Source organism: Pannus brasiliensis CCIBt3594 (assembly GCF_036688125.1).
Taxonomy (GTDB): Bacteria; Cyanobacteriota; Cyanobacteriia; order Cyanobacteriales; family Microcystaceae; genus Pannus; species Pannus brasiliensis.
Genome location: NZ_JBAFSM010000032.1, coordinates 19,765 through 37,795, shown reverse-complemented (window position 1 = coordinate 37,795; position 18,031 = coordinate 19,765). Strand labels below are relative to the sequence as shown.

The 18,031-nt window shown below is 54.2% G+C and carries 20 protein-coding genes; 10 read left to right on the top strand and 10 right to left on the bottom strand.

The genetic code is table 11. From position 1 onward, the window contains the following. The first annotated feature begins 28 nt into the window (after positions 1-28). Complete coding sequence (psb35, locus tag V0288_RS15990) at positions 29-235, top strand: photosystem II assembly protein Psb35 (protein WP_332866136.1); 207 nt, start codon at positions 29-31, stop codon at positions 233-235. Between the two features lie 36 nt (positions 236-271). Further along, positions 272-793: a DUF2231 domain-containing protein gene (locus V0288_RS15985; RefSeq protein WP_332866135.1), complete on the top strand. Its 522-nt coding sequence runs from the start codon at positions 272-274 to the stop codon at positions 791-793. Positions 794-861: 68 nt separating this feature from the next. Here V0288_RS15985 and thiS read toward each other — a convergent pair whose 3' ends face one another. The 3 genes from thiS to V0288_RS15970 form a co-directional block, all read right to left on the bottom strand. After that, on the bottom strand, positions 862-1,071 hold the full coding sequence (thiS, locus tag V0288_RS15980; protein WP_332866134.1) for a sulfur carrier protein ThiS: 210 nt from the start codon (positions 1,069-1,071) through the stop codon (positions 862-864). A 214-nt stretch (positions 1,072-1,285) separates the two neighbouring features. Further along, complete coding sequence (locus tag V0288_RS15975) at positions 1,286-2,335, bottom strand: thiamine phosphate synthase (RefSeq protein WP_332866133.1); 1,050 nt, start codon at positions 2,333-2,335, stop codon at positions 1,286-1,288. A 454-nt stretch (positions 2,336-2,789) separates the two neighbouring features. After that, positions 2,790-4,205, bottom strand: coding sequence for a transglutaminase domain-containing protein (locus V0288_RS15970; protein ID WP_332866132.1), 1,416 nt, complete (start codon positions 4,203-4,205; stop codon positions 2,790-2,792). Between the two features lie 240 nt (positions 4,206-4,445). Between V0288_RS15970 and V0288_RS15965 the strand changes: the two genes are divergently transcribed. Then, complete coding sequence (locus V0288_RS15965) at positions 4,446-5,213, top strand: hypothetical protein (protein WP_332866131.1); 768 nt, start codon at positions 4,446-4,448, stop codon at positions 5,211-5,213. A 224-nt stretch (positions 5,214-5,437) separates the two neighbouring features. Here V0288_RS15965 and V0288_RS15960 read toward each other — a convergent pair whose 3' ends face one another. Next, a complete protein-coding gene (locus V0288_RS15960) occupies positions 5,438-6,280 on the bottom strand; it encodes a hypothetical protein (protein WP_332866130.1) in 843 nt (280 codons plus the stop codon). Positions 6,281-6,373: 93 nt separating this feature from the next. After that, on the bottom strand, positions 6,374-7,498 hold the full coding sequence (locus V0288_RS15955; RefSeq protein WP_332866129.1) for a TIGR03032 family protein: 1,125 nt from the start codon (positions 7,496-7,498) through the stop codon (positions 6,374-6,376). 12 nt (positions 7,499-7,510) lie between these two features. Between V0288_RS15955 and V0288_RS15950 the strand changes: the two genes are divergently transcribed. Beyond that, on the top strand, positions 7,511-7,648 hold the full coding sequence (locus V0288_RS15950) for a hypothetical protein (RefSeq protein WP_332866128.1): 138 nt from the start codon (positions 7,511-7,513) through the stop codon (positions 7,646-7,648). A gap of 109 nt (positions 7,649-7,757) precedes the next feature. Continuing rightward, positions 7,758-9,302: a choice-of-anchor Q domain-containing protein gene (locus V0288_RS15945; RefSeq protein WP_332866126.1), complete on the top strand. Its 1,545-nt coding sequence runs from the start codon at positions 7,758-7,760 to the stop codon at positions 9,300-9,302. A 104-nt stretch (positions 9,303-9,406) separates the two neighbouring features. Here the strand turns inward: V0288_RS15945 and V0288_RS15940 are convergent, their stop codons facing one another. Continuing rightward, complete coding sequence (locus tag V0288_RS15940) at positions 9,407-10,069, bottom strand: Uma2 family endonuclease (RefSeq protein WP_332866125.1); 663 nt, start codon at positions 10,067-10,069, stop codon at positions 9,407-9,409. Between the two features lie 519 nt (positions 10,070-10,588). Between V0288_RS15940 and V0288_RS15935 the strand changes: the two genes are divergently transcribed. Then, entirely contained in the window at positions 10,589-11,269 is a 681-nt protein-coding gene (locus V0288_RS15935) for a PHP domain-containing protein (RefSeq protein ID WP_332866123.1), read from the top strand. Position 11,270: 1 nt separating this feature from the next. Here V0288_RS15935 and V0288_RS15930 read toward each other — a convergent pair whose 3' ends face one another. Both V0288_RS15930 and V0288_RS15925 read right to left on the bottom strand, forming a co-directional pair. After that, positions 11,271-11,558, bottom strand: a complete 288-nt coding sequence (locus tag V0288_RS15930; protein WP_332866122.1) for a Nif11-like leader peptide family RiPP precursor — start codon at positions 11,556-11,558, stop codon at positions 11,271-11,273. 88 nt (positions 11,559-11,646) lie between these two features. Further along, entirely contained in the window at positions 11,647-11,844 is a 198-nt protein-coding gene (locus V0288_RS15925) for a hypothetical protein (protein WP_332866121.1), read from the bottom strand. Positions 11,845-11,942: 98 nt separating this feature from the next. Between V0288_RS15925 and V0288_RS15920 the strand changes: the two genes are divergently transcribed. Further along, a complete protein-coding gene (locus V0288_RS15920) occupies positions 11,943-12,131 on the top strand; it encodes a hypothetical protein (protein WP_332866120.1) in 189 nt (62 codons plus the stop codon). A 172-nt stretch (positions 12,132-12,303) separates the two neighbouring features. Further along, complete coding sequence (locus V0288_RS15915) at positions 12,304-13,056, top strand: DUF3891 family protein (protein ID WP_332866119.1); 753 nt, start codon at positions 12,304-12,306, stop codon at positions 13,054-13,056. A gap of 61 nt (positions 13,057-13,117) precedes the next feature. On the opposite strand, the gene recA is transcribed toward V0288_RS15915, so the two are convergent. Both recA and V0288_RS15905 read right to left on the bottom strand, forming a co-directional pair. Continuing rightward, positions 13,118-14,182, bottom strand: coding sequence for a recombinase RecA (recA, locus tag V0288_RS15910; protein ID WP_332866118.1), 1,065 nt, complete (start codon positions 14,180-14,182; stop codon positions 13,118-13,120). Positions 14,183-14,296: 114 nt separating this feature from the next. After that, positions 14,297-15,250: an aldo/keto reductase gene (locus tag V0288_RS15905; RefSeq protein WP_332866117.1), complete on the bottom strand. Its 954-nt coding sequence runs from the start codon at positions 15,248-15,250 to the stop codon at positions 14,297-14,299. A gap of 63 nt (positions 15,251-15,313) precedes the next feature. On the opposite strand from V0288_RS15905, the gene V0288_RS15900 reads away from it, so the two are divergent. Next, the gene (locus V0288_RS15900; protein ID WP_332866116.1) at positions 15,314-15,487 is read left to right on the top strand and encodes a hypothetical protein; all 174 of its coding nucleotides are present in this window, start codon (positions 15,314-15,316) and stop codon (positions 15,485-15,487) included. A gap of 96 nt (positions 15,488-15,583) precedes the next feature. Then, the gene (gene ftsH3 / locus V0288_RS15895) at positions 15,584-17,437 is read left to right on the top strand and encodes an ATP-dependent zinc metalloprotease FtsH3 (protein ID WP_332866115.1); all 1,854 of its coding nucleotides are present in this window, start codon (positions 15,584-15,586) and stop codon (positions 17,435-17,437) included. Positions 17,438-18,031: the final 594 nt, after the last annotated feature.

The following is an 18,031-nucleotide window of genomic DNA, read 5'->3' as shown; positions in this document are numbered from 1 at the left end:
AAAATCTTCGCGAGCGAGGTTATAAAAAATGTACTTTTTAGTCGAGAATATCGAGAACGCGATTCCGTCCGGGGTGAACGGGCCCGGATTCTCCCTCCTTCTCGTATTCATTTTAGGATTTATCGCCGCCGCGGGCATCGGTTCGATCGCCTGGTACAACTCCAAACGTCCCCTCGGATGGGAGGACAAAAAACGCCCCGATCTCGTCCCCGACATCGATACCGGCGAAGAATAATCGTTAACCCGCGAAATATCGCGCACTTAGTGAACCATGACTCAAACTCCTAATGTTCCCCCCCTGATCGAGAGTGACGAGAGAGAATATCGCGATAGTGGTGTTCCCAGTACCGTGGCGATCGCCGGCCATCCCCTGCATCCCCTGATCGTCACCTTCCCGATCGCTTTTCTCACCTCCGTCCTACTCACCGACCTGATCTACTGGTTCACGGGGGACGCTTTCTGGCCCCGCGCGTCCTTCTGGCTCTTAATCGGCGGTATTCTGACGGGATTGCTCGCGATGGCGACCGGCTTGATGGATTTCCTCAAAATCAACCGCGTCCGTCAACATAGCGCCGGCTGGTTCCACATGATCGGCAATATCGCCGCGATCGTTCTCTCCGGGATCAGCCTCCTATTACGCTGGAACGATCCCGCGGGGGCCATTTTACCGATCGGTGTAATTCTCTCCCTCATCGTGGCCGCCACTCTCGGTTTAACCGGATGGTACGGCGCCGAATTAGTCTACCGCCACAAGATCGCCGTGATCGGTTACGGGCCGAACGATCGACCCTAGCGCGGTTAAAAACTTCTTGCAGTCATAGCTTACCGGCCCCGGAAAGTTCGCGGGGCTATTTTTTCGCGCTATCCCCCGCCCACGATCGTCACCACCTCTAAAATATCCCCGTCTTTCATCTCCGTCGTCTCCCAGAACTGACGGTGCAGGATCTCCCCGTTATACTCCACCGCCACCAGTCGCGGGTTCATTCCCAACCCCTCCAACAGTTTCGGTAAAGTCGTCCCCGGAGAACAATCCCGCGGTTTCCCGTTCACCTGTACGGTAATTTCAGTCATAAAGTCGCCGATTTATTGTTGATTTTCACGAGATTTTTGTAATTTAACGTCAGTTCTGGATAAGTCAGAATCGAGATCTTCTCATTCGAGTCATCCCAAAATCTTATCAACTCGCAGTGATGTCGCGCGTGGCCTTGTGCGGGGGGTCCGGGGGAGGCACCCCTCCCCCGGTGGGGGGTTCGGGGGGCTAGTCCCCCGAATAAGACTCGGCTTCTCACCGAAAAATCGTCAAATTCTTATCCCGAACTGACGTTAATTTATCCAATAATTGACCGGTTACAACGCCCGGTTCGCTCGATCGGGAGATCGCCCGCACCACCGCCACCCGACTCGCGCCGGCCGCGATCACCTCGTCCACGTTTCCCGCGTCGATCCCGCCGATCGCGAACCAGGGGATCGGGCAGTTCGAGAGCGCGTAACGCACGTATTCCAATCCCGCCGCGGATTTCCCCGGTTTCGTGGGAGTCTCGTACACCGGGCCCACCCCGACATAATCCGCGCCCTCTTGAATCGCCTTTTCCATTTCCGTCGGATTGGTGGTCGATCGACCGATAATCGCCCCAGACCCCAGAAATTCCCGCGCCAGGGCGATCGGGATATCCTGTTGGCCGAGATGCACCCCGTCCGCGTTCACCGCGCTCGCGATATCCACCCGATCGTTCAGGATAAATAACGCCCCGTACCGATGGCATAATTCCCGTAATCTCGCCGCTTTTTCCAAACGTACCGTATCATCGGCGGTTTTATCCCGGTATTGTACCAAACTCAATCCCGCTCGTAACGCCTCTTCCACGATCGCCTCTAAATTCTCTTCCGGCGAGGTCACGAAATAGAGCGGCGAATCCTTCAGTTTTTGCAGGAGAGTCCGGCCGGATAGTGTACTTTCCAGACTATACACCCGATACCGTAACGCTTTAAACGCCGTTCCCATCCGGCTATCGTACAGCTTGCCGTATTCCTCGATCGCCCTCAGCGCCTCCTGTACCCGCGCCAGATTCGCCTGTAGCAGTCCCTCGATCGATTCCCGCGTCTCCTCCCCCTCGTGGGTGATTTCCGTCCCGATGTCGTTGGGAGTGTCCCGGCTACTTTTGAGATCGATCGAGTGCCAAGCGGCCAACTCGTGCCGCATTTCCTTACACGAGAGTGCCAACTCCCGATCGTCCAAACCGAAACGACACCATTCCTCGATAATCCGTAAACCCTCCCTCGCGCGGTCTAAATTCGCGTCTAGAATCCGTTTTATCGCGTTTTTCTGCCCTTTCATATCACGCTTTACTTTCCAATCTCTTTCTTCATTATCTCCCGTGTCGCTCCCCCCGCGCCCCGAAGAGCGGGAATCCCGATCGAAGGAAGCGGTCGGTAGGAGGCAGAAGGAATGATCAATCGCGAGATTTCAATAAATTTCAGAAAGCTCGTTTTTTTTGATAAATTGTCAGTTTTTAAAGCTTTTAGGTAGTTGACAAAAAACAAATATCGTGTTATGGAAAATTGCAGATCAAATTTAACGGACAAAGTTTGTAATTTAAGGGATATTTAGCAAAAAATAGATATTTTAATCTTTTTATACTTTATTTACTTCTCCTCAACCCTCCAGACTCCCGACTTTAGAAGTAAGGTCACGGCAAAAGGTATCGGGAAGAAAGAAATTCCCCTGACGATTACGAATCGAAATATTTTGACGTTTTCAGGAAAAAAAGCGGTGTTTCTCGCGTTTTGAATCAGTTATTGTACTCCAGGAGCGTCGTGTAGTCATCGTTTCCGGGGAATTTAGCGGCGAGGGCGACTTTTCCCGTACCGATCGACACGTTACCGACGAAAGCGCTACCCGATCGAGTCAGCGGGGTCCACTTCCCGGACGCTCCATCGATCACCGCGACCTCTAGCGCGTTCGGAACCTCGATCCCAAAGGGGACGATTTGACCGGCCGGTAACTGTCCCGCGGTGGGATTGTAAAGATAGGCGTTATTGTCGCTGAAACCGGCAAAGATTTTCGGGAAAGCCGCGCCGCTCGCTCCGGCCGTGACGCGATAGGCGAGCGATCGCTGTAAAAGACTCTCATCCGAGCGCCGTTTCGAGAAAATTTGTAGCTCGTAGGTTCCGGGAGCGGGAAAAGCGGCTTGAATAGTCGCCTCGCCATTTTTCTGCTGGATCAGGAGGTATTTATCGTTTAGAGGCGTGGAATTCTGCTGGATTCGCGCGGAAATCAGGGTATCGACGGGAACTCTCAACCGGATTTCCGCGCTACCGTTCGTCGCGAGATCGCGGTCGCGAGGACTGACTAATTCCAGTCCATCGGCGAAGAAATTCGAGGACACGCTCGGTAAAGAATCGAACTGTTCTTTCGTGTAAGCTTGCGAGAGCAATTGCCAGGGCGATCGAACGGGAAAATGGCTATAAATCAACTGTTCCGGCGGCGTGGCGAAATAGTACGGGTTGAAACTCGCCTGAAAGTTCTCCCCGTTTACCGTTCCCGCGCCCCAGGTCGGATCGACGAGATACCACGCGTTCTCGATTTTCACCGCGTTCCAAACGTGGTTGATCGCGTCCGGGTTGCCGACGAGATAATCCGATCCCCGCGCGTATCCCGCGATCGAGGCCGTGTCTAGACCCATTTCCTTCGCTAGAGCCTGATAAAGATTGGCGTAACCGGCAGAGATGGTCGATCGGGAGGATAGTACCGCGCTCGGGCTAGTATCCCCGTAATTTCCCCGCAAAAAACCGGATACGTCGTAGTTGATGTGATAGGCGATCCAGGTGTAGATCGCGCGGGCTTTCTCGGCCGGGGTGATGGCGAACCGGGATAAAAGGGCGGCCAGTTCCGCTACCGAGTTGCCCTGATAATCGAGAGAGCGGGCTAGTTCGTCGATCGAGCGATAATTCGCGCCCCGGACCCGATCGCCGCTTCCCGCGACGAGATCGCTCGGTGGGGGCGTGTCTTTCCCGGCGGACAGAAGTACATTCGCTCGCGAGGAAAATTGATTCGGAAATAAGAGGTTCGGAAGTGTCCTAGCGAGTCCGAAGAGCGCGGCCCCGACAAATATCCCGATCGTCAGCGACAACGGGGAAATTATCTGTTTTTTTCGGGAAGGGATACGACGGACAGGTAAATCGCGAGGGGAATATTGGGGGGCCATGATCGATCTCTCGGGTGATTCCTATCAATAATAAGAATTCCCGAAAATTCGGTTCGAGTATACAATCGATCGGGGAATGGAAAAAAATTTTTTTCCCCCTCGACAGAGGAAACGCGAGAGAATAGGGGAATTAATGCCAGCGTTTCGCGAAAATCCGCCCTAAACGACCCTATTTCTGCCAACGCGGAAACTCGGAACTCATCTATCTAAAAAAGTTGGTATTTTACCGAAAAAATCGGCGTGAACGATTCTTTTTCCGCGGTTCACCCCTCGATCGAGCGGTTACTGCGACAATCTTTCCCCCTCGCGAATAACGGCGAGCCGCCGCGCTTGCCGGTGTACCGTTCGCTCCTCGCGGGGGATATCGTCTATCGCTGTCCCCTCCAGTACGCTTTCTCGATCGAGCGTCGTGCCGAAATCGTCCGGCGGTTTGTCGCGATCTCCGGGATGAACGTCACGCTCGCGGACGACGGTTGGTTAGAGATCCGACTCGACGATCGCGCGCTCTGGCTCTGGTTACGGGGACTGGTGGAATCGCTCGATCGATTTTTCCCCTACCATCCCCCCCGCGAACCGAACCCGCGTTTTTTCTTCCTCTTTCAATACACTCACGCTCGCTGTTGTTCGCGGTTACGTCTAGCCGAACGCGAGGGAATTGTCGATCCGCCCTCTTCCGTACCTTCCTATAATCCCGTCGAGCGCGCCCTATTCTTACAACTGTTAACCGTGGTCGATCGCCCGGAAACGGCGAGAAAGGAAAGGCTCGCCGGCGATTTCTGTCGATCGCTCCTCGATCTCGATCGCTTTTGTCGGCTCGTCGGCGAACCGGTCGAGATCGCCCGCTCCCGAGTCCAACTGCTCTCGATCGGTCAACGACTCCTACGCTCTTTCCTCGCGCGCGAGTTCGCGATCGCGGCGATCGAGGGATTAGACCTCTCGCGGAATGCAACAACTTTCGCGTGGTCGGGGAGTCAGGAGCCAGGAGAAGGAATAAAGAATATTTTTTAGAAATCTCGAAAAAATTCTATTTATCTCGTATTTATTCTAGCTTTTGAAGTTTTTAGACCCTCGAAAACGCATCGCGCTTCGAGGTCTCCTTGCCGTTTGCCCAAAAGCAGGAGAGACTCGCTTGTAAAGGGTCAAGGGTCAAGGTGGACGGATAAGCCTTTTCCCCTTTCCCCTTGCCCTTTTCCCCGCGCCCGTATCCCTACTAGACCTATAGAAAATTGATATTATTCGGATTTCTCGGGGCGATTTTTCAAGAAAGTGGGCAGATCGACGCGGGTGGACGTGTATTTCGGCGTGTAGGGAGAGATAATCGGGGACGGCCAATCGGCGGTTTTGCGGTAGGACGGTGCTAAAGATTCGATCCGCTCGAATTCGGCGAGCAGTTCATCGATATCGTCGCCGTCCGCTCCCTCGTCCCCCGCGGCCGGGGTAAGGTTTTCCGCTTCCGGGTCTTTCCAGGGTTCGATCGAGGTATTTTTCGGCACGATCGCCAGATCCGTCGGGGAAACTCGCTCGGCCGCTTTCCCCAGACACTGATCTAGGGCCGCTTTATACTGTAGGGCGTAGCGTTGTTGACGTTGCAGGCGCGAGAGTAATTCCTCGATCTCTTTTTCCGCGACGATCGCGCGTTGGGTTTTCTCGTTACTCTCTTCCTGTAATAAGGTGCATTCTCGTTCCAGACGGGCGAATTGTTCCCGCGTCGCCGCCAGTTCCTCGGAAAGCGCGAGAAGCGAGCGTTTTTGCAGGCGTTCCACTTCCCGATAACTCTCCACCTCGGCGAGCGCTCGCTGTAACTGTTGACGCTCGCGATTTAACTCCTCCGTCTGTCGCGCGAGAAGGGTTTCGTAGCTTCGTAAACGACGGTCGCGGGTTTCTACCTGTGCTTTCATCGCGGATAACTCTCGTTCGAGTCGGGCGATCGTGGCGCGTAATGCCCGATTAAGGTCATCTGACCGCTCGATTCCGGCAGTATCCGTCGTCGAACTCTCGCGCTCGATAACTTCGGCGGTAATCACCGTTTCCTCGATCGCGGAATCGTCAAAAAACGGGGGTAAATTATCGTTCATAAAAAACGGCTCGATCTGGCGGGGATAGTACCTGATAGGCCATTGACGAACGGGAGCGCCGGACGTTCCCCGCGATCGATCGCCGCCGTAAATTTACCCGAATCCCTCGCGCGCTCGCGCCGGTCGCGACACGATCTGTTTACGCTCGGCCGGAACCTCGGCCAGCGCCGAATCGGGGAGCGCGTAGGAGGTTCCCAATAACGTCTCGTCCCCGTCGATAATTTCCGGGAATCGTAACCCCGGCAGTACCTGTACGGCGAAAATCTCCTGCACCGCGTCCTCGAAACGCAGGAACGCGATCGTCTGTCCGGTCTCGATATGCACCACCCATACACCACAGGTGCGTTCTGTCAAGCGTTCGGTAAGGGGAATCCCGCTAAAAACCGCCGTTTCCCGCACTTGAGACAAGCCGATAAAGGCGACATCTCCCCAAAAGTCGAATCCTCTCGTGAAGCCGGGTAATAGGGCGATCGTCTCTAGTTTTCCCGTCGTTCGATCGACCCGCGCGAGGCTACCGTTTCCCGATTCCAGCACCCAGAGGCGATCGCGATACCAGCGCGGGGAGTGGGGCATCGATAACCCGGTGGCGATCGATTCTCCCGTGTCCACGTCCAGTAAAACGCCGCCGTTCGCTTTCTTCTCGCGCCAACCGTTGAGGGTGTCGGTTTTCCCGAGCGCGGTGACGTATTTCGGTCGATCGTTCACCATCGCTAACCCGTTGAGGTGACAGCGATCCTCCGGGGTTAACGCGCTGATAAATTTCGGTCGCCAGCGGGGGATAAAACTATGTTCGTCATCGAGGGTACAGAGACAGGAAAAGCGGGTATTGACGAACCAGAGTTCCTTGCCGGACCAGGCCATCTCGTGAATATCGATGTCCCCGGTGATGTGCGATCGCCGGGGAAGGTAACAGCCGTCGTGTTTGTCGATCGGTTCGAGTTTCCGAGCGACCGCGGGCATATTTCGCAGTTCCCAGATCCCGTACGCGCACCCGATCGCCATCCGTCCGTAGTCCACGGCCAGACCCATCGGTTTTTGAAACACGCGAAAATGGGTGTTTAAGGTATTCCCGTCCGCGCGGGCGACGATCACTTTACCCGCTTGGTAGGTGGAGATAACCAGAGAAATTCCTAGTTGTTGCAGAATGGCGGGAAAATTCGTCGTGTGGACACTGCGTAAGGGCGCGTTTTCTGGGTTTTGATAGATGGGTTCGGCCATGATCGAGAGAGGATGACAGACCGATTCATTCTAGCCGGGATCGTTCCGGCGCGACGCGGGAAAACGGGAGAGAGATCGATCGAACCCGGCGATCGGGCGGACTTTCCTGAAGAGGGGTCTCGAAATCGATCGAAAAATAACAATTCTTGAAGAATTTTGAACGATAGTGCAAGATTTATTCATTAATCTCTCAAAATTCCCGTGTTTCAATAAAATTAGCCCGTTTACATTCACTACACGAACGGAGCCACGGGAATTCATGTCAACTTTTAGCGTTACGAATCTCTTCGATACCGGCGCGGGCAGTTTACGCCAGGCCGTCCTGGACGCGAACGCTCTCGGGGGAGCCGATACCATCGAGTTCAGTTCGGTATCGGGAACGATTTCTCTCACCTCCGGACATCTAGAAATCACCGACTCCCTGACGATTAACGGGCCGGGAGCGGGATTATTATCGATCTCGGGAAGCGATCAGTCGCGGGTATTTTATCTCAACCAAGCGGGAGATGTATCGATCGACGGATTGACGCTCACGGGAGGGAACGCCAAGTTCGGGGGCGGGATCTCGAACGTGCGTAGTAATCTCACGATTAGTAATAGTGTGATCTCCGGAAATACCACCACTACCACCGGGGGCGGGATCGAAAATTACAACGGAACCGTAAAGATCCTCAACAGCACCATCTCCGGGAACTCGTCCCTCATCGGGGGAGGCATTTACAACGTCGGAACGCTCGATCTCCGCGATAGCACCGTATCGGGTAATAGCGCGGATTCCGGTGGCGGTATCTATACCGATGGAACGGCGACCATTACGAACAGCACCGTATCGGGAAATAGCGCGGCTTCCGGTGGCGGTATCTACAACGAGGGAACGGCGACCATTACGAACAGCACCGTATCGGGTAATAGTTCTTCCAATTACGGCGGGGGTATCGCTAACCTCAATACGCTGACGATTACCGGGAGTACCGTATCGGGAAATACTTCCGTGTCCGGTGGGGGGGTTTACAACGATGGAACGATGACGATTACCGGTAGTACCCTCTCCGGCAATACTTCAGCCTTCGGTGGGGGAGGTTTTAACAATCCAGGTTCGACACTGACGATTACCGATAGTACCCTTGCGGGAAATATCGCTTTCCAATACGCCGGGGGTTTGTTCAACTTCGCGGAGGTGACGATTACCGGTAGTACCCTCTCCGGCAATACGGCCACGCGGGGGGCCGGGGGCGTGTTTAACTACGGAAGCGCCACGATTATCAATAGCACGATCTCCGGAAATACCGCGACCGCTGTAAATAGTGTCGGCGGGGGTGTTTTCAATCTTCTGGGCGTGTCACTCGATCTGGCTAACAGTACGTTATCCGATAACGCGGCGGCCTTTGGTGGCGGGATTTTTAATTACAACGGAACTTTCAATTTCGCGAACACGATTATCGCTAATAGTGTGAGTGGTGGTGATTGTATCAGTGTGGGGCCGATCGACACGAATATCAACAATCTCGTCGAGGATGGAAGCTGTAATCCCCTACTATCCGGCGATCCGAATCTCGGCCCCCTCCAGGATAACGGCGGCCCCACCTTCACCCACGCGCTTCCCGCCACCAGTATCGCCGTCAACGCGGGAAATAACGCCGCGATTCCCCCCGGAATCACGACCGATCAACGCGGAGTCATCCGGATCGCCAACGGGACGGTGGATATAGGTGCGGTCGAATCCGTTCCCGAACCCTCCGCGATGATGGGGGTAATCGTGCTGGGCATCGCGGGAATCTGTAGTTGGTGGCGACGACGGAAATAGCGATCGCTCCGAACGGGGTGGACGCGATCCGCCCCGTATTTGATCGACCAATAAAAATAAGGGTCTTTTTGAGAGTTTAAATCCAAATATTCCCGATAAAGGGGCTAAATTTCTTCTGGATCGATTCCCAGGGATCTTAATCGTTCGGCTAATCGATCGGCCCGCTCTTTTTCCCGCTCCGCCCGTTCTTTTTCCCGCTCGGCCTGTCGCGCTAATTCTACCGTCGTGAGAAATCGCCGTCCGTCGGGGTAATACACTTCTAGGGTTTCCGGGGTGACGACGAACCGAATCCCCAATCTCGGACTCGTCCAATCGTCTCTGTCCTCGATCACCCGTAATTCGCCATCTTGACGTTGCAGAACCGTTAGATCGTTATTTTCCGGGTCGTACAGGTAATATTCTTCTACCCCGTAATGTTCGTAGAATTTCAGCTTACGGATCATATCCTTCGATCGATTGCCGGGGGACAAGATCTCGAAGACGACTTGCGGCGCGATATTGTCCTCTTGCCACTGACGGTAGGAACCCCGATAGCCTTTCGATCGACCGATGGCGACGAACACATCCGGCGCGACGCGAATATCCGGCCGTCCCTCCACGGGATACCACAGTAAATCCCCGGCCACGAAAACGTCGGGATCGTCCGCGAACAGACATTCGAGATTTTCCTTGAACAACACGATCCACCGGAACTGTTCGGTATTGTCGGCCATCGGCTGTCCGTCACTGTCGGGGTAGATAATCTCGCGGTTGAGAGAGAGGGTCATGGTCGATCGCCTCGCGGGGGATGTGGTTCGATTTTAGCGTATCGATCGCTTTTCTCGGTCTCGCGAAAACTGAGCGATCTTTAGGGACTTTCCGGCGATTTTTTGTCGATCGAAAAGGGAGGGAGTTAACCCGATCTCTAGCATCGGTCTCGGCTAGAAAAACATTCCTCGATCGACTTCCGGTATTTCTAAGCGCTCGCTCGTTTACATTATTCTTCGACTTTCTCGCTATCCTCGTCCGGAATTTTAAGGCTTATCCCTCGATCGAGAATCAACAAAGTTCTACCCTAAGACAGTTGCGAATCTATCCGGGATCGACAGTCGATCGCCGCGGGAAAATTCCAGGATTCGTCGATGACAGGACTTTCCGGGGACGAGCGCGCGCGGGATCTCTCTCGATCGTCGATCGGGGCGGGTCAAGCTCGTGTATTTCCGATCGAAAATGTTCGCCGATCTTGCCGATAATTTGTTAGATTGCGAAGTAACAATTCGTAATCTTCGGGAACTCCTCGATCTGCTATGGCTGTTATTTCCGCGATCCGTCCTTTCTCCCGAGATATTTCGCGGCTGAAAGCGGTTTGGTCTACTATCACCGCCGATAGTTGCCCCCGTGACTACAATTTCCATCTCCACACCCGTTGTTCCGACGGTCAACTCACTCCCGAGGAGGTAATCCAACAGGCCGTTCGCATCGGCTTACAAGGATTGGCGATCACCGACCACCACTCGATCGAGGGCTACCGACGGGCGCGACAATGGCTCGATCGATACCCGGAAGGTTCTTCCCCGCACCTCTGGACGGGCATCGAGATCACCTCGCAACTGCTCGATACGAGGGTGCATATCCTCGGTTACGGTTTCGATCCGGAACACCCTGTACTAGAACCCTACCTACAGGGAACGCGGCCGGAGGGAGAAAACGCCCTGGCCGGAACCGTGATCGAGTGTTTACACCGGGCCGGGGGTCTGGTGATCCTCGCCCATCCCTTCCGTTACCGTCTCCCTGCGAAAGACGCGATCGCCGCGACGGTGAACGAGGGAATCGACGGGATCGAGGCTTTTTACGCCTACGACAATCCGAAACCCTGGCGGACGAGTCAACCCGAAAGCGATCGAGCCTTAGAATTCGCTCGAAAATACGAACTATTCACCACCTGTGGCACGGATAGTCACGGGGTATCGATTTTACTGCGAGTTTAAGTTAAGAGCGTTTAATCTCGCCCTCGTAGGGTTGAACGCCGATCGAGGGGGGAACTTCCGGGTTGGGGCTGAAAACGTCCAGAACCGCGTGGGCTAATTTCTGGAAAAAGTTCGGGCGATCGTGTAACTCCCGCAGGGCCTCGTCGAGTTCCTGGCGGGAAAACTGGAACCCTTCCGCTTCGGCGATTCTCAGTAATCGTTCCGGATCGTTGGTAGCGCGCACCTTCTGACCTAACCCGTCATTTTTGGCGGCTTCGGCAAAAAAGTCAAAAACCTGATTTTTAGACATAAAACTTTAGCCCGGTGAATGGTTAACCTGGTTTTTCAAGATAGAGAATCCGCGTGTCCTCCGGCTTCTATCGGGACGCGGAAAATGCCTACCGATCGAACTGACCGTCGATCAGGATTATCTCGCCGAAATCGGGAATCCACGCCACCCATCGTCCCTCGTCCTGTTCGCAGAGTAACAGGGCTTCCTCGAAACTATAGAGAGAGGGCGGGGTTTTCAGCTTTACCCACGTTCCGGCCGACAGGGAAACCGGAACCGTAGCCACACTCGATCGCCGTACAGACATACACGTATCTCCCTCGATATTCTGTATCTAAATTTACGGAATAACGGGAGCGAAGTGCGGAGTTCGTGGTAAATCTTTACGTTCGGCGATCGCTTTTCTTGTCGAAAACGAGTTTTTTCGTCGGGGCGGGAGTCAGGAGTCAGGAGGCAGGAGTCAGGAGGCAGAAGGCAGGAGGCAGGAGGCAGGAGGCAAGAGTTAGGAGGAGAAAGGAGTATTCAAGAGAATCTAAGGGTAGATTACGTGGATTTTTCGCTCAATATTTTCTACATAGTCCGTTTATAGTTTAATTCGATTTTTGATTCTTACTTAGGCGGGAGACGGGCGGGAACTTACACTGACAAAGGAGGATGGAAATCGAGTTTCCGAACAGATATAACGAAAGATGGAGTTCGATCGGGAAAATATCGTCAATAATCAAGCCAAAGCCTATTTTTAGACGAAATTTACCCGAAAATCTCCATGATAGTCTATCAAACCCCCACCGGTTGGTCGGTCATTTACCATCGCGCCCACGCGTTACTCGCGGCGAAACTCGCGGGCCACTGGGATCGGCGAAACGCTCCCGTTCGTCTGTACGAGACGATCGCCGCCATCTCCCACCACGACGATCTCGAAAAGGAATGGGAGGGCGATCACCTCACGCCGGCGGGCGCGCCGATGGATTTTACCCTGAGCGCGACTCCCGATGAAGTATCTCTACAGATGTGGCGGAAACACATCGAAAACGCTCGCTATCGCGGTCGTTGGGTCACGTTTCTCACGTCCAAGCATTGCTGTTTTCTCAATGACAAGAAACGATCCGTGTCCGGCGAGTGGAAAGACTTTCTCGATGAACAGGCGGAAATCCAGCGACGTTTTCCGAAAGAATTGGACATCGACGAGGAAGAGGCCGAACGCGCCTATCAATTTATGCGTTGGTGCGATCGACTCTCCTTAATTCTCACGCGGCGACAGATTCCCGAGGCGGGACGGGCGTTAGAAATCACGAGCGGCATCGACGGCATCCGTTACGATGTCCGACAGATCGAGGACGGACGTTTAACGATCGAACCCTGGTGTTTCGAGGAAACAGAATTCACCGTCAGCGTGGAATCGATCGAACTATCGCGACTCCAATTTAACGATAACGAGGATCTGGTCAACGCGCTAAAAACCGCCCCGATCGAGACCCTCGAATGGACATTCACAAAAACGAACCCGGCAAATATTTAATCGCCGGGGATAGTTCATCCGGGCGAGGACTTCCCACCCGGTAACGCGCGGGAGAAAAAATCTATTCTTCCCCGTCCATGTCCTCGTCGTCTCCCTCTTCGGTGGAAACCGGGAAAGGAACCGAACCGATATCCATTTTGTCGCGTAGTTGTTGTTCGATCGTCGCCGCCACTTCGGGATTCTCTTCGAGGTATTTCACCGCGTTATCCCGTCCCTGGGCGATATTCTCGCCGTTATAGCTGTACCACGCGCCCTTACGGGTGACGATATTGGTTTGCTCCGCCATATCGAGCATACAGCCCACTTGCGAGATACCCTTGCCGAAAATAATATCGAATTCCGCGATCCGGAACGGGGGCGCGACTTTATTTTTCGCCACCTTCACCTTGGCGCGGATACCGTATTCCCCTTCCGTCCCTTTTTTCAAAGTTTGAATCCGACGGATATCGAGACGCACCGACGCGTAAAACTTCAGCGCAGTCCCCCCGGTAGTGACTTCCGGGTTGCCGTAAGTTACGCCGATTTTCTGGCGTAATTGGTTGAGGAAAATGACCAGACAACCGGATTTCCCGATATTTCCCGCGATTTTCCGGAGGGCTTTACTCATCAGCCGCGCCTGGAGACCGACCTGGGTATCGCCCATCTCGCCCTCGATTTCCGCGCGCGGGACTAGCGCCGCCACCGAGTCTACCACCACGATATCGACCGCGGACGATCGCACCAACTGATCGACGATCTCTAGCGCCGCTTCTCCCGTGTCCGGTTGGGCGACCAGGAGATTATTGATATCAACCCCCAAAACCCCGGAATAACTGGGATCTAGGGCGTGTTCCGCGTCCACGAAGGCGGCCACTCCCCCGGCTTTCTGTACCTCGGCGATCGCGTGAAGCGCGAGGGTGGTTTTCCCCGAACTTTCCGGCCCGTAAATCTCGATAATTCTTCCCTTGGGTAAACCTCCTCCCAGGGCCATATCTAGGGTGAGCGCGCCGCTAGAAACGGTCTCTACCCGCATCCGGGTCGCGTCTCCCAGGCGCATGATCGAGCCTTTCCCGAAATTTCGCTCGATTTGATTTAAAACTAATCCTAATGCTTTATCTCTATCCGGATTGTTGGTAAGTGTCGCCATTACTATTCACCCAGTCGCCTTACTTAGTACATAAGTATCTGACATTGTAGCTTCTTTTTGCCGATCTGACACGAACTTTACAGAGTTGTAATCGATCGCCCCGCGCGCTCCCCGTCACAGCCAGGGACGGCTTACCTGTTCGAGTCGCGTGACCTCTCCGGGTTCCAAACTCCAGCCTAGCGCGCCCGCGTTCTCGAGTGCCTGACGCGCCGTTTTCGCGCCCGGAATGGGAATCACTCCCCCGAGCGCGGTCAACCAGTTTAACGCCACTTGCGCCGGGGTTTTGCCGTATTTTTCCGCGAACTCGTCTAGGAGAGCTAACACCGGTTCGATTTTCCGCAATCCCTCGGCGCTGAAACGAGAATCCGTTTTTCTCGCCCCGTCGGGAATCTGCGCCTCTCCCGGCCGGTATTTCCCCGTCAGTAACCCCTGCGCGAGCGGACTGTAAGCGAGAAGCGTCACCCCTAACTCGCGGGCCGTATCGAAAATCCCTTTCGTCTCGATCTGTCGCGAGAGTAGGGAATAGCGAACCTGATTTACCGCTAGAGGAACGCCTTTTTTCGCCAGAATCTCTACTGCTTGACGGGTTTGCTCGGCGGAATAGTTACTCACGCCCACGGCGGCGATACGACCGCGTTTTACTTCTTCGGCGAGCGCGTTGAGAAGGGTTTCCTGGCTTAAAAAGAAGGTGAAAGGCCAGTGGACTTGGTAGAGGGTGAGGCGATCGATCTCCAGCCGTTTCAAGCTCTCGGTAACGGAATTATGCACCGCGTCGGCCCCGAAACGCCAGGGTACGGGCGCGAATTTCGTGGCGATATCGACGGGAACCTCGGTTCGTTTGAGAAACCGCCCCAGCAGTCTCTCCGATTCCCCCAGACCGTACACTTCCGCCGTATCGAAAAAGGTAATTCCCGATTCGATCGAGGCGAAAAAAGCCTCTTCAACCTGTTTTTCCCCGTATTCTTGCCCGTAATTCCAAAATAATTTATCCCCCCACGCCCAAGTCCCGATTCCCAGGGCCGTGACGGGGATTTCTGTTTTTCCGAGAGTGGCGGTTCGGTTCGTCATGGATTTTCCCTTCCAGAAGTGGTTTTCCGTGAAAACTATTTCTAGGGTAAGCGAATCGATCGAGTGGCGACCACTTCTATCCGCGCGGGATTAGTATTGAAAAGAGGGGTGATCCGGGCGATCGACCGAGAGGGAAGGACGCGGGAATCGGGGATCGATCGAGACTTTACCACCGGGGAGAATGCGCGCGTCGGTTGGTGGGTCGCCGCGATCGCCGAGAAAATGAAGAGACGGTGACGGAACCTTGTCCATCAATCCTGAGAAACGTTAACATAAGTTAACAACCCTCGAAAAGCATAGATTACATCATCCTCAACGCTAGGAGGCCAGAGCGTGAATAAAAACGGTAATAACAAGAAATGGCGCAACGCGGGACTATACGCCCTGCTTTTGATAGTGGTACTTGCGTTAGCGTCAGCTTTCTTCGAGCGACAGCCCGCCGTCCAGAAAACTTGGAAGTATAGTGAATTTTTACAGGAAGTCAGAAGCAATCACGTCGAGGCCGTCCGTTTGAGCGCCGATCGAACCCGCGCGATCGTTCCCGATCAGGACGGTACACAGGTATTGGTGAACCTTCCCAACGACCCGCAATTAATCAATATTCTGGCGGAAAATAACGTCGATATTTCCGTTCTACCGCAAAAAGAAGACGGGGTATTGCTGAGAGCCTTAAGTAGTCTCTTCTTCCCCATCCTCCTGCTCGTGGGTCTCTTTTTCCTCCTGCGTCGGGCGCAAAACGGGCCGGGTTCCCAGGCGATGAACTTCGGGAAATCGCGGGCGCGAGTGCAGATGGAACCCCAGACGCAAGTAACCTTCGGGGATGTCGCGGGGATCGAGGGCGCGAAATTGGAACTCGCGGAAGTGGTGGATTTCTTGAAAAACGCCGATCGATTCACGGCGATCGGCGCGAAAATTCCCAAGGGGGTGCTGTTAGTCGGCCCTCCGGGGACGGGTAAAACCCTTCTCGCGCGCGCGGTGGCCGGGGAAGCCGGGGTTCCTTTCTTCAGTATCTCGGGTTCGGAATTCGTGGAAATGTTCGTCGGGGTGGGCGCTTCCCGTGTCCGCGACCTGTTCGAGCAGGCGAAAGCGAACGCTCCCTGTATCGTATTTATCGACGAGATCGACGCGGTAGGCCGGCAACGGGGCGCGGGATTAGGCGGTGGTAACGATGAACGCGAACAGACCCTGAACCAGTTATTAACGGAAATGGACGGTTTCGAGGGAAATACGGGGATTATTATCATCGCCGCTACCAACCGTCCCGACGTGCTAGACGCGGCGTTACTGCGTCCCGGACGTTTCGATCGCCAGGTGGTGGTCGATCGCCCGGATTACGCCGGACGGAAGGAAATTCTCAACGTCCACGCGCGCGGCAAAACCCTGGCGCGGGACGTGGATCTCGATAAAATCGCCCGTCGTACCCCCGGTTTCACCGGCGCGGATCTGGCGAATTTGCTGAACGAGGCGGCGATTCTGGCGGCGCGGCGCAATTTAACCGAGATCTCGATGGACGAGGTGAACGACGCGATCGATCGGGTTCTCGCGGGACCGGAGAAGAAAAATCGCGTGATGAGCGAGAAACGCAAAACGTTGGTCGCCTATCACGAGGCCGGTCACGCGTTAGTCGGCGCGCTCATGCCCGATTACGATCCGGTGCAGAAAATTAGCATTATTCCCCGCGGTCGCGCCGGTGGGTTAACCTGGTTCACGCCGAGCGAGGATCGCATGGAATCCGGTCTCTATTCGCGTTCCTACCTGCAAAATCAGATGGCGGTGGCGTTGGGTGGCCGTTTAGCCGAGGAAATTATTTTCGGCGAAGAGGAAGTGACGACCGGCGCGTCTAATGACTTGCAACAGGTGGCGCGGGTGGCGCGTCAGATGGTGACTCGTTTCGGGATGAGCGATCGACTGGGACCCGTCGCGCTCGGCCGTCAGAACGGGAACGTGTTTCTAGGTCGCGATATCGCGTCCGATCGGGATTTTTCCGATGAAACCGCGGCGGCGATCGACGAGGAAGTTCGCGATCTGGTCGAACAGGCTTACCGTCGCGCGAAAGAGGTTCTCGTGAATAATCGCGGTATTCTCGATCGACTCGCGCAGATGCTAGTGGAAAAAGAAACCGTGGACGCGGAAGAGTTACAGAATCTCCTCGCCGAAAACGACGTGAAAATGGCGGCGTTAACCTAGCTTTCGCAAGATTTACTCGACAACAGCACCCCGATGGGTGCTTTTTTTTTGACTGGATTTCGGGTTTTCAGGCGCGGGAAAAGGAGCGGGAAAGGGTTCGATCGAACGAGAGAAATGGCTCTTCAAACTATCCGGTTTCTAGTACCGTCCTGCCAACGTCAATCAGTAAGGTCTTTTTAACAAAACCTGCAACCTAGCGGGAGCAAAATCCGAAACAAAGAAAGCTTCCCAACCTTGCGAGCCTAGTTGATTGAGAACTTCTACGAGGTCATCTCCTAGGGGTGAGGTGTTAATGTTATTCAAATACCAGTTACCATTTTGACCGATCAGAGTTTGATATTCAAAACGCATCTTGTAATCTCCTGTGGTATGATTGATTTTATAGGGACAGCGATAAATTATTTATATATCTAAGAATATCGCTTTAGGAAATTTATCCACAAAACTTGAGTTTATTTAAAAGAGCTTAACAAAAGAGTTGAGAGTCAAAAAGATTTGATAAACTTTTTCCGGTAGATGAGGGATAAGTTTCTAGGGTGTAGACGGTCAGCGGGAGGAGTGTATACCTCGTTTTTTCGAGAAACCCTGCACGCG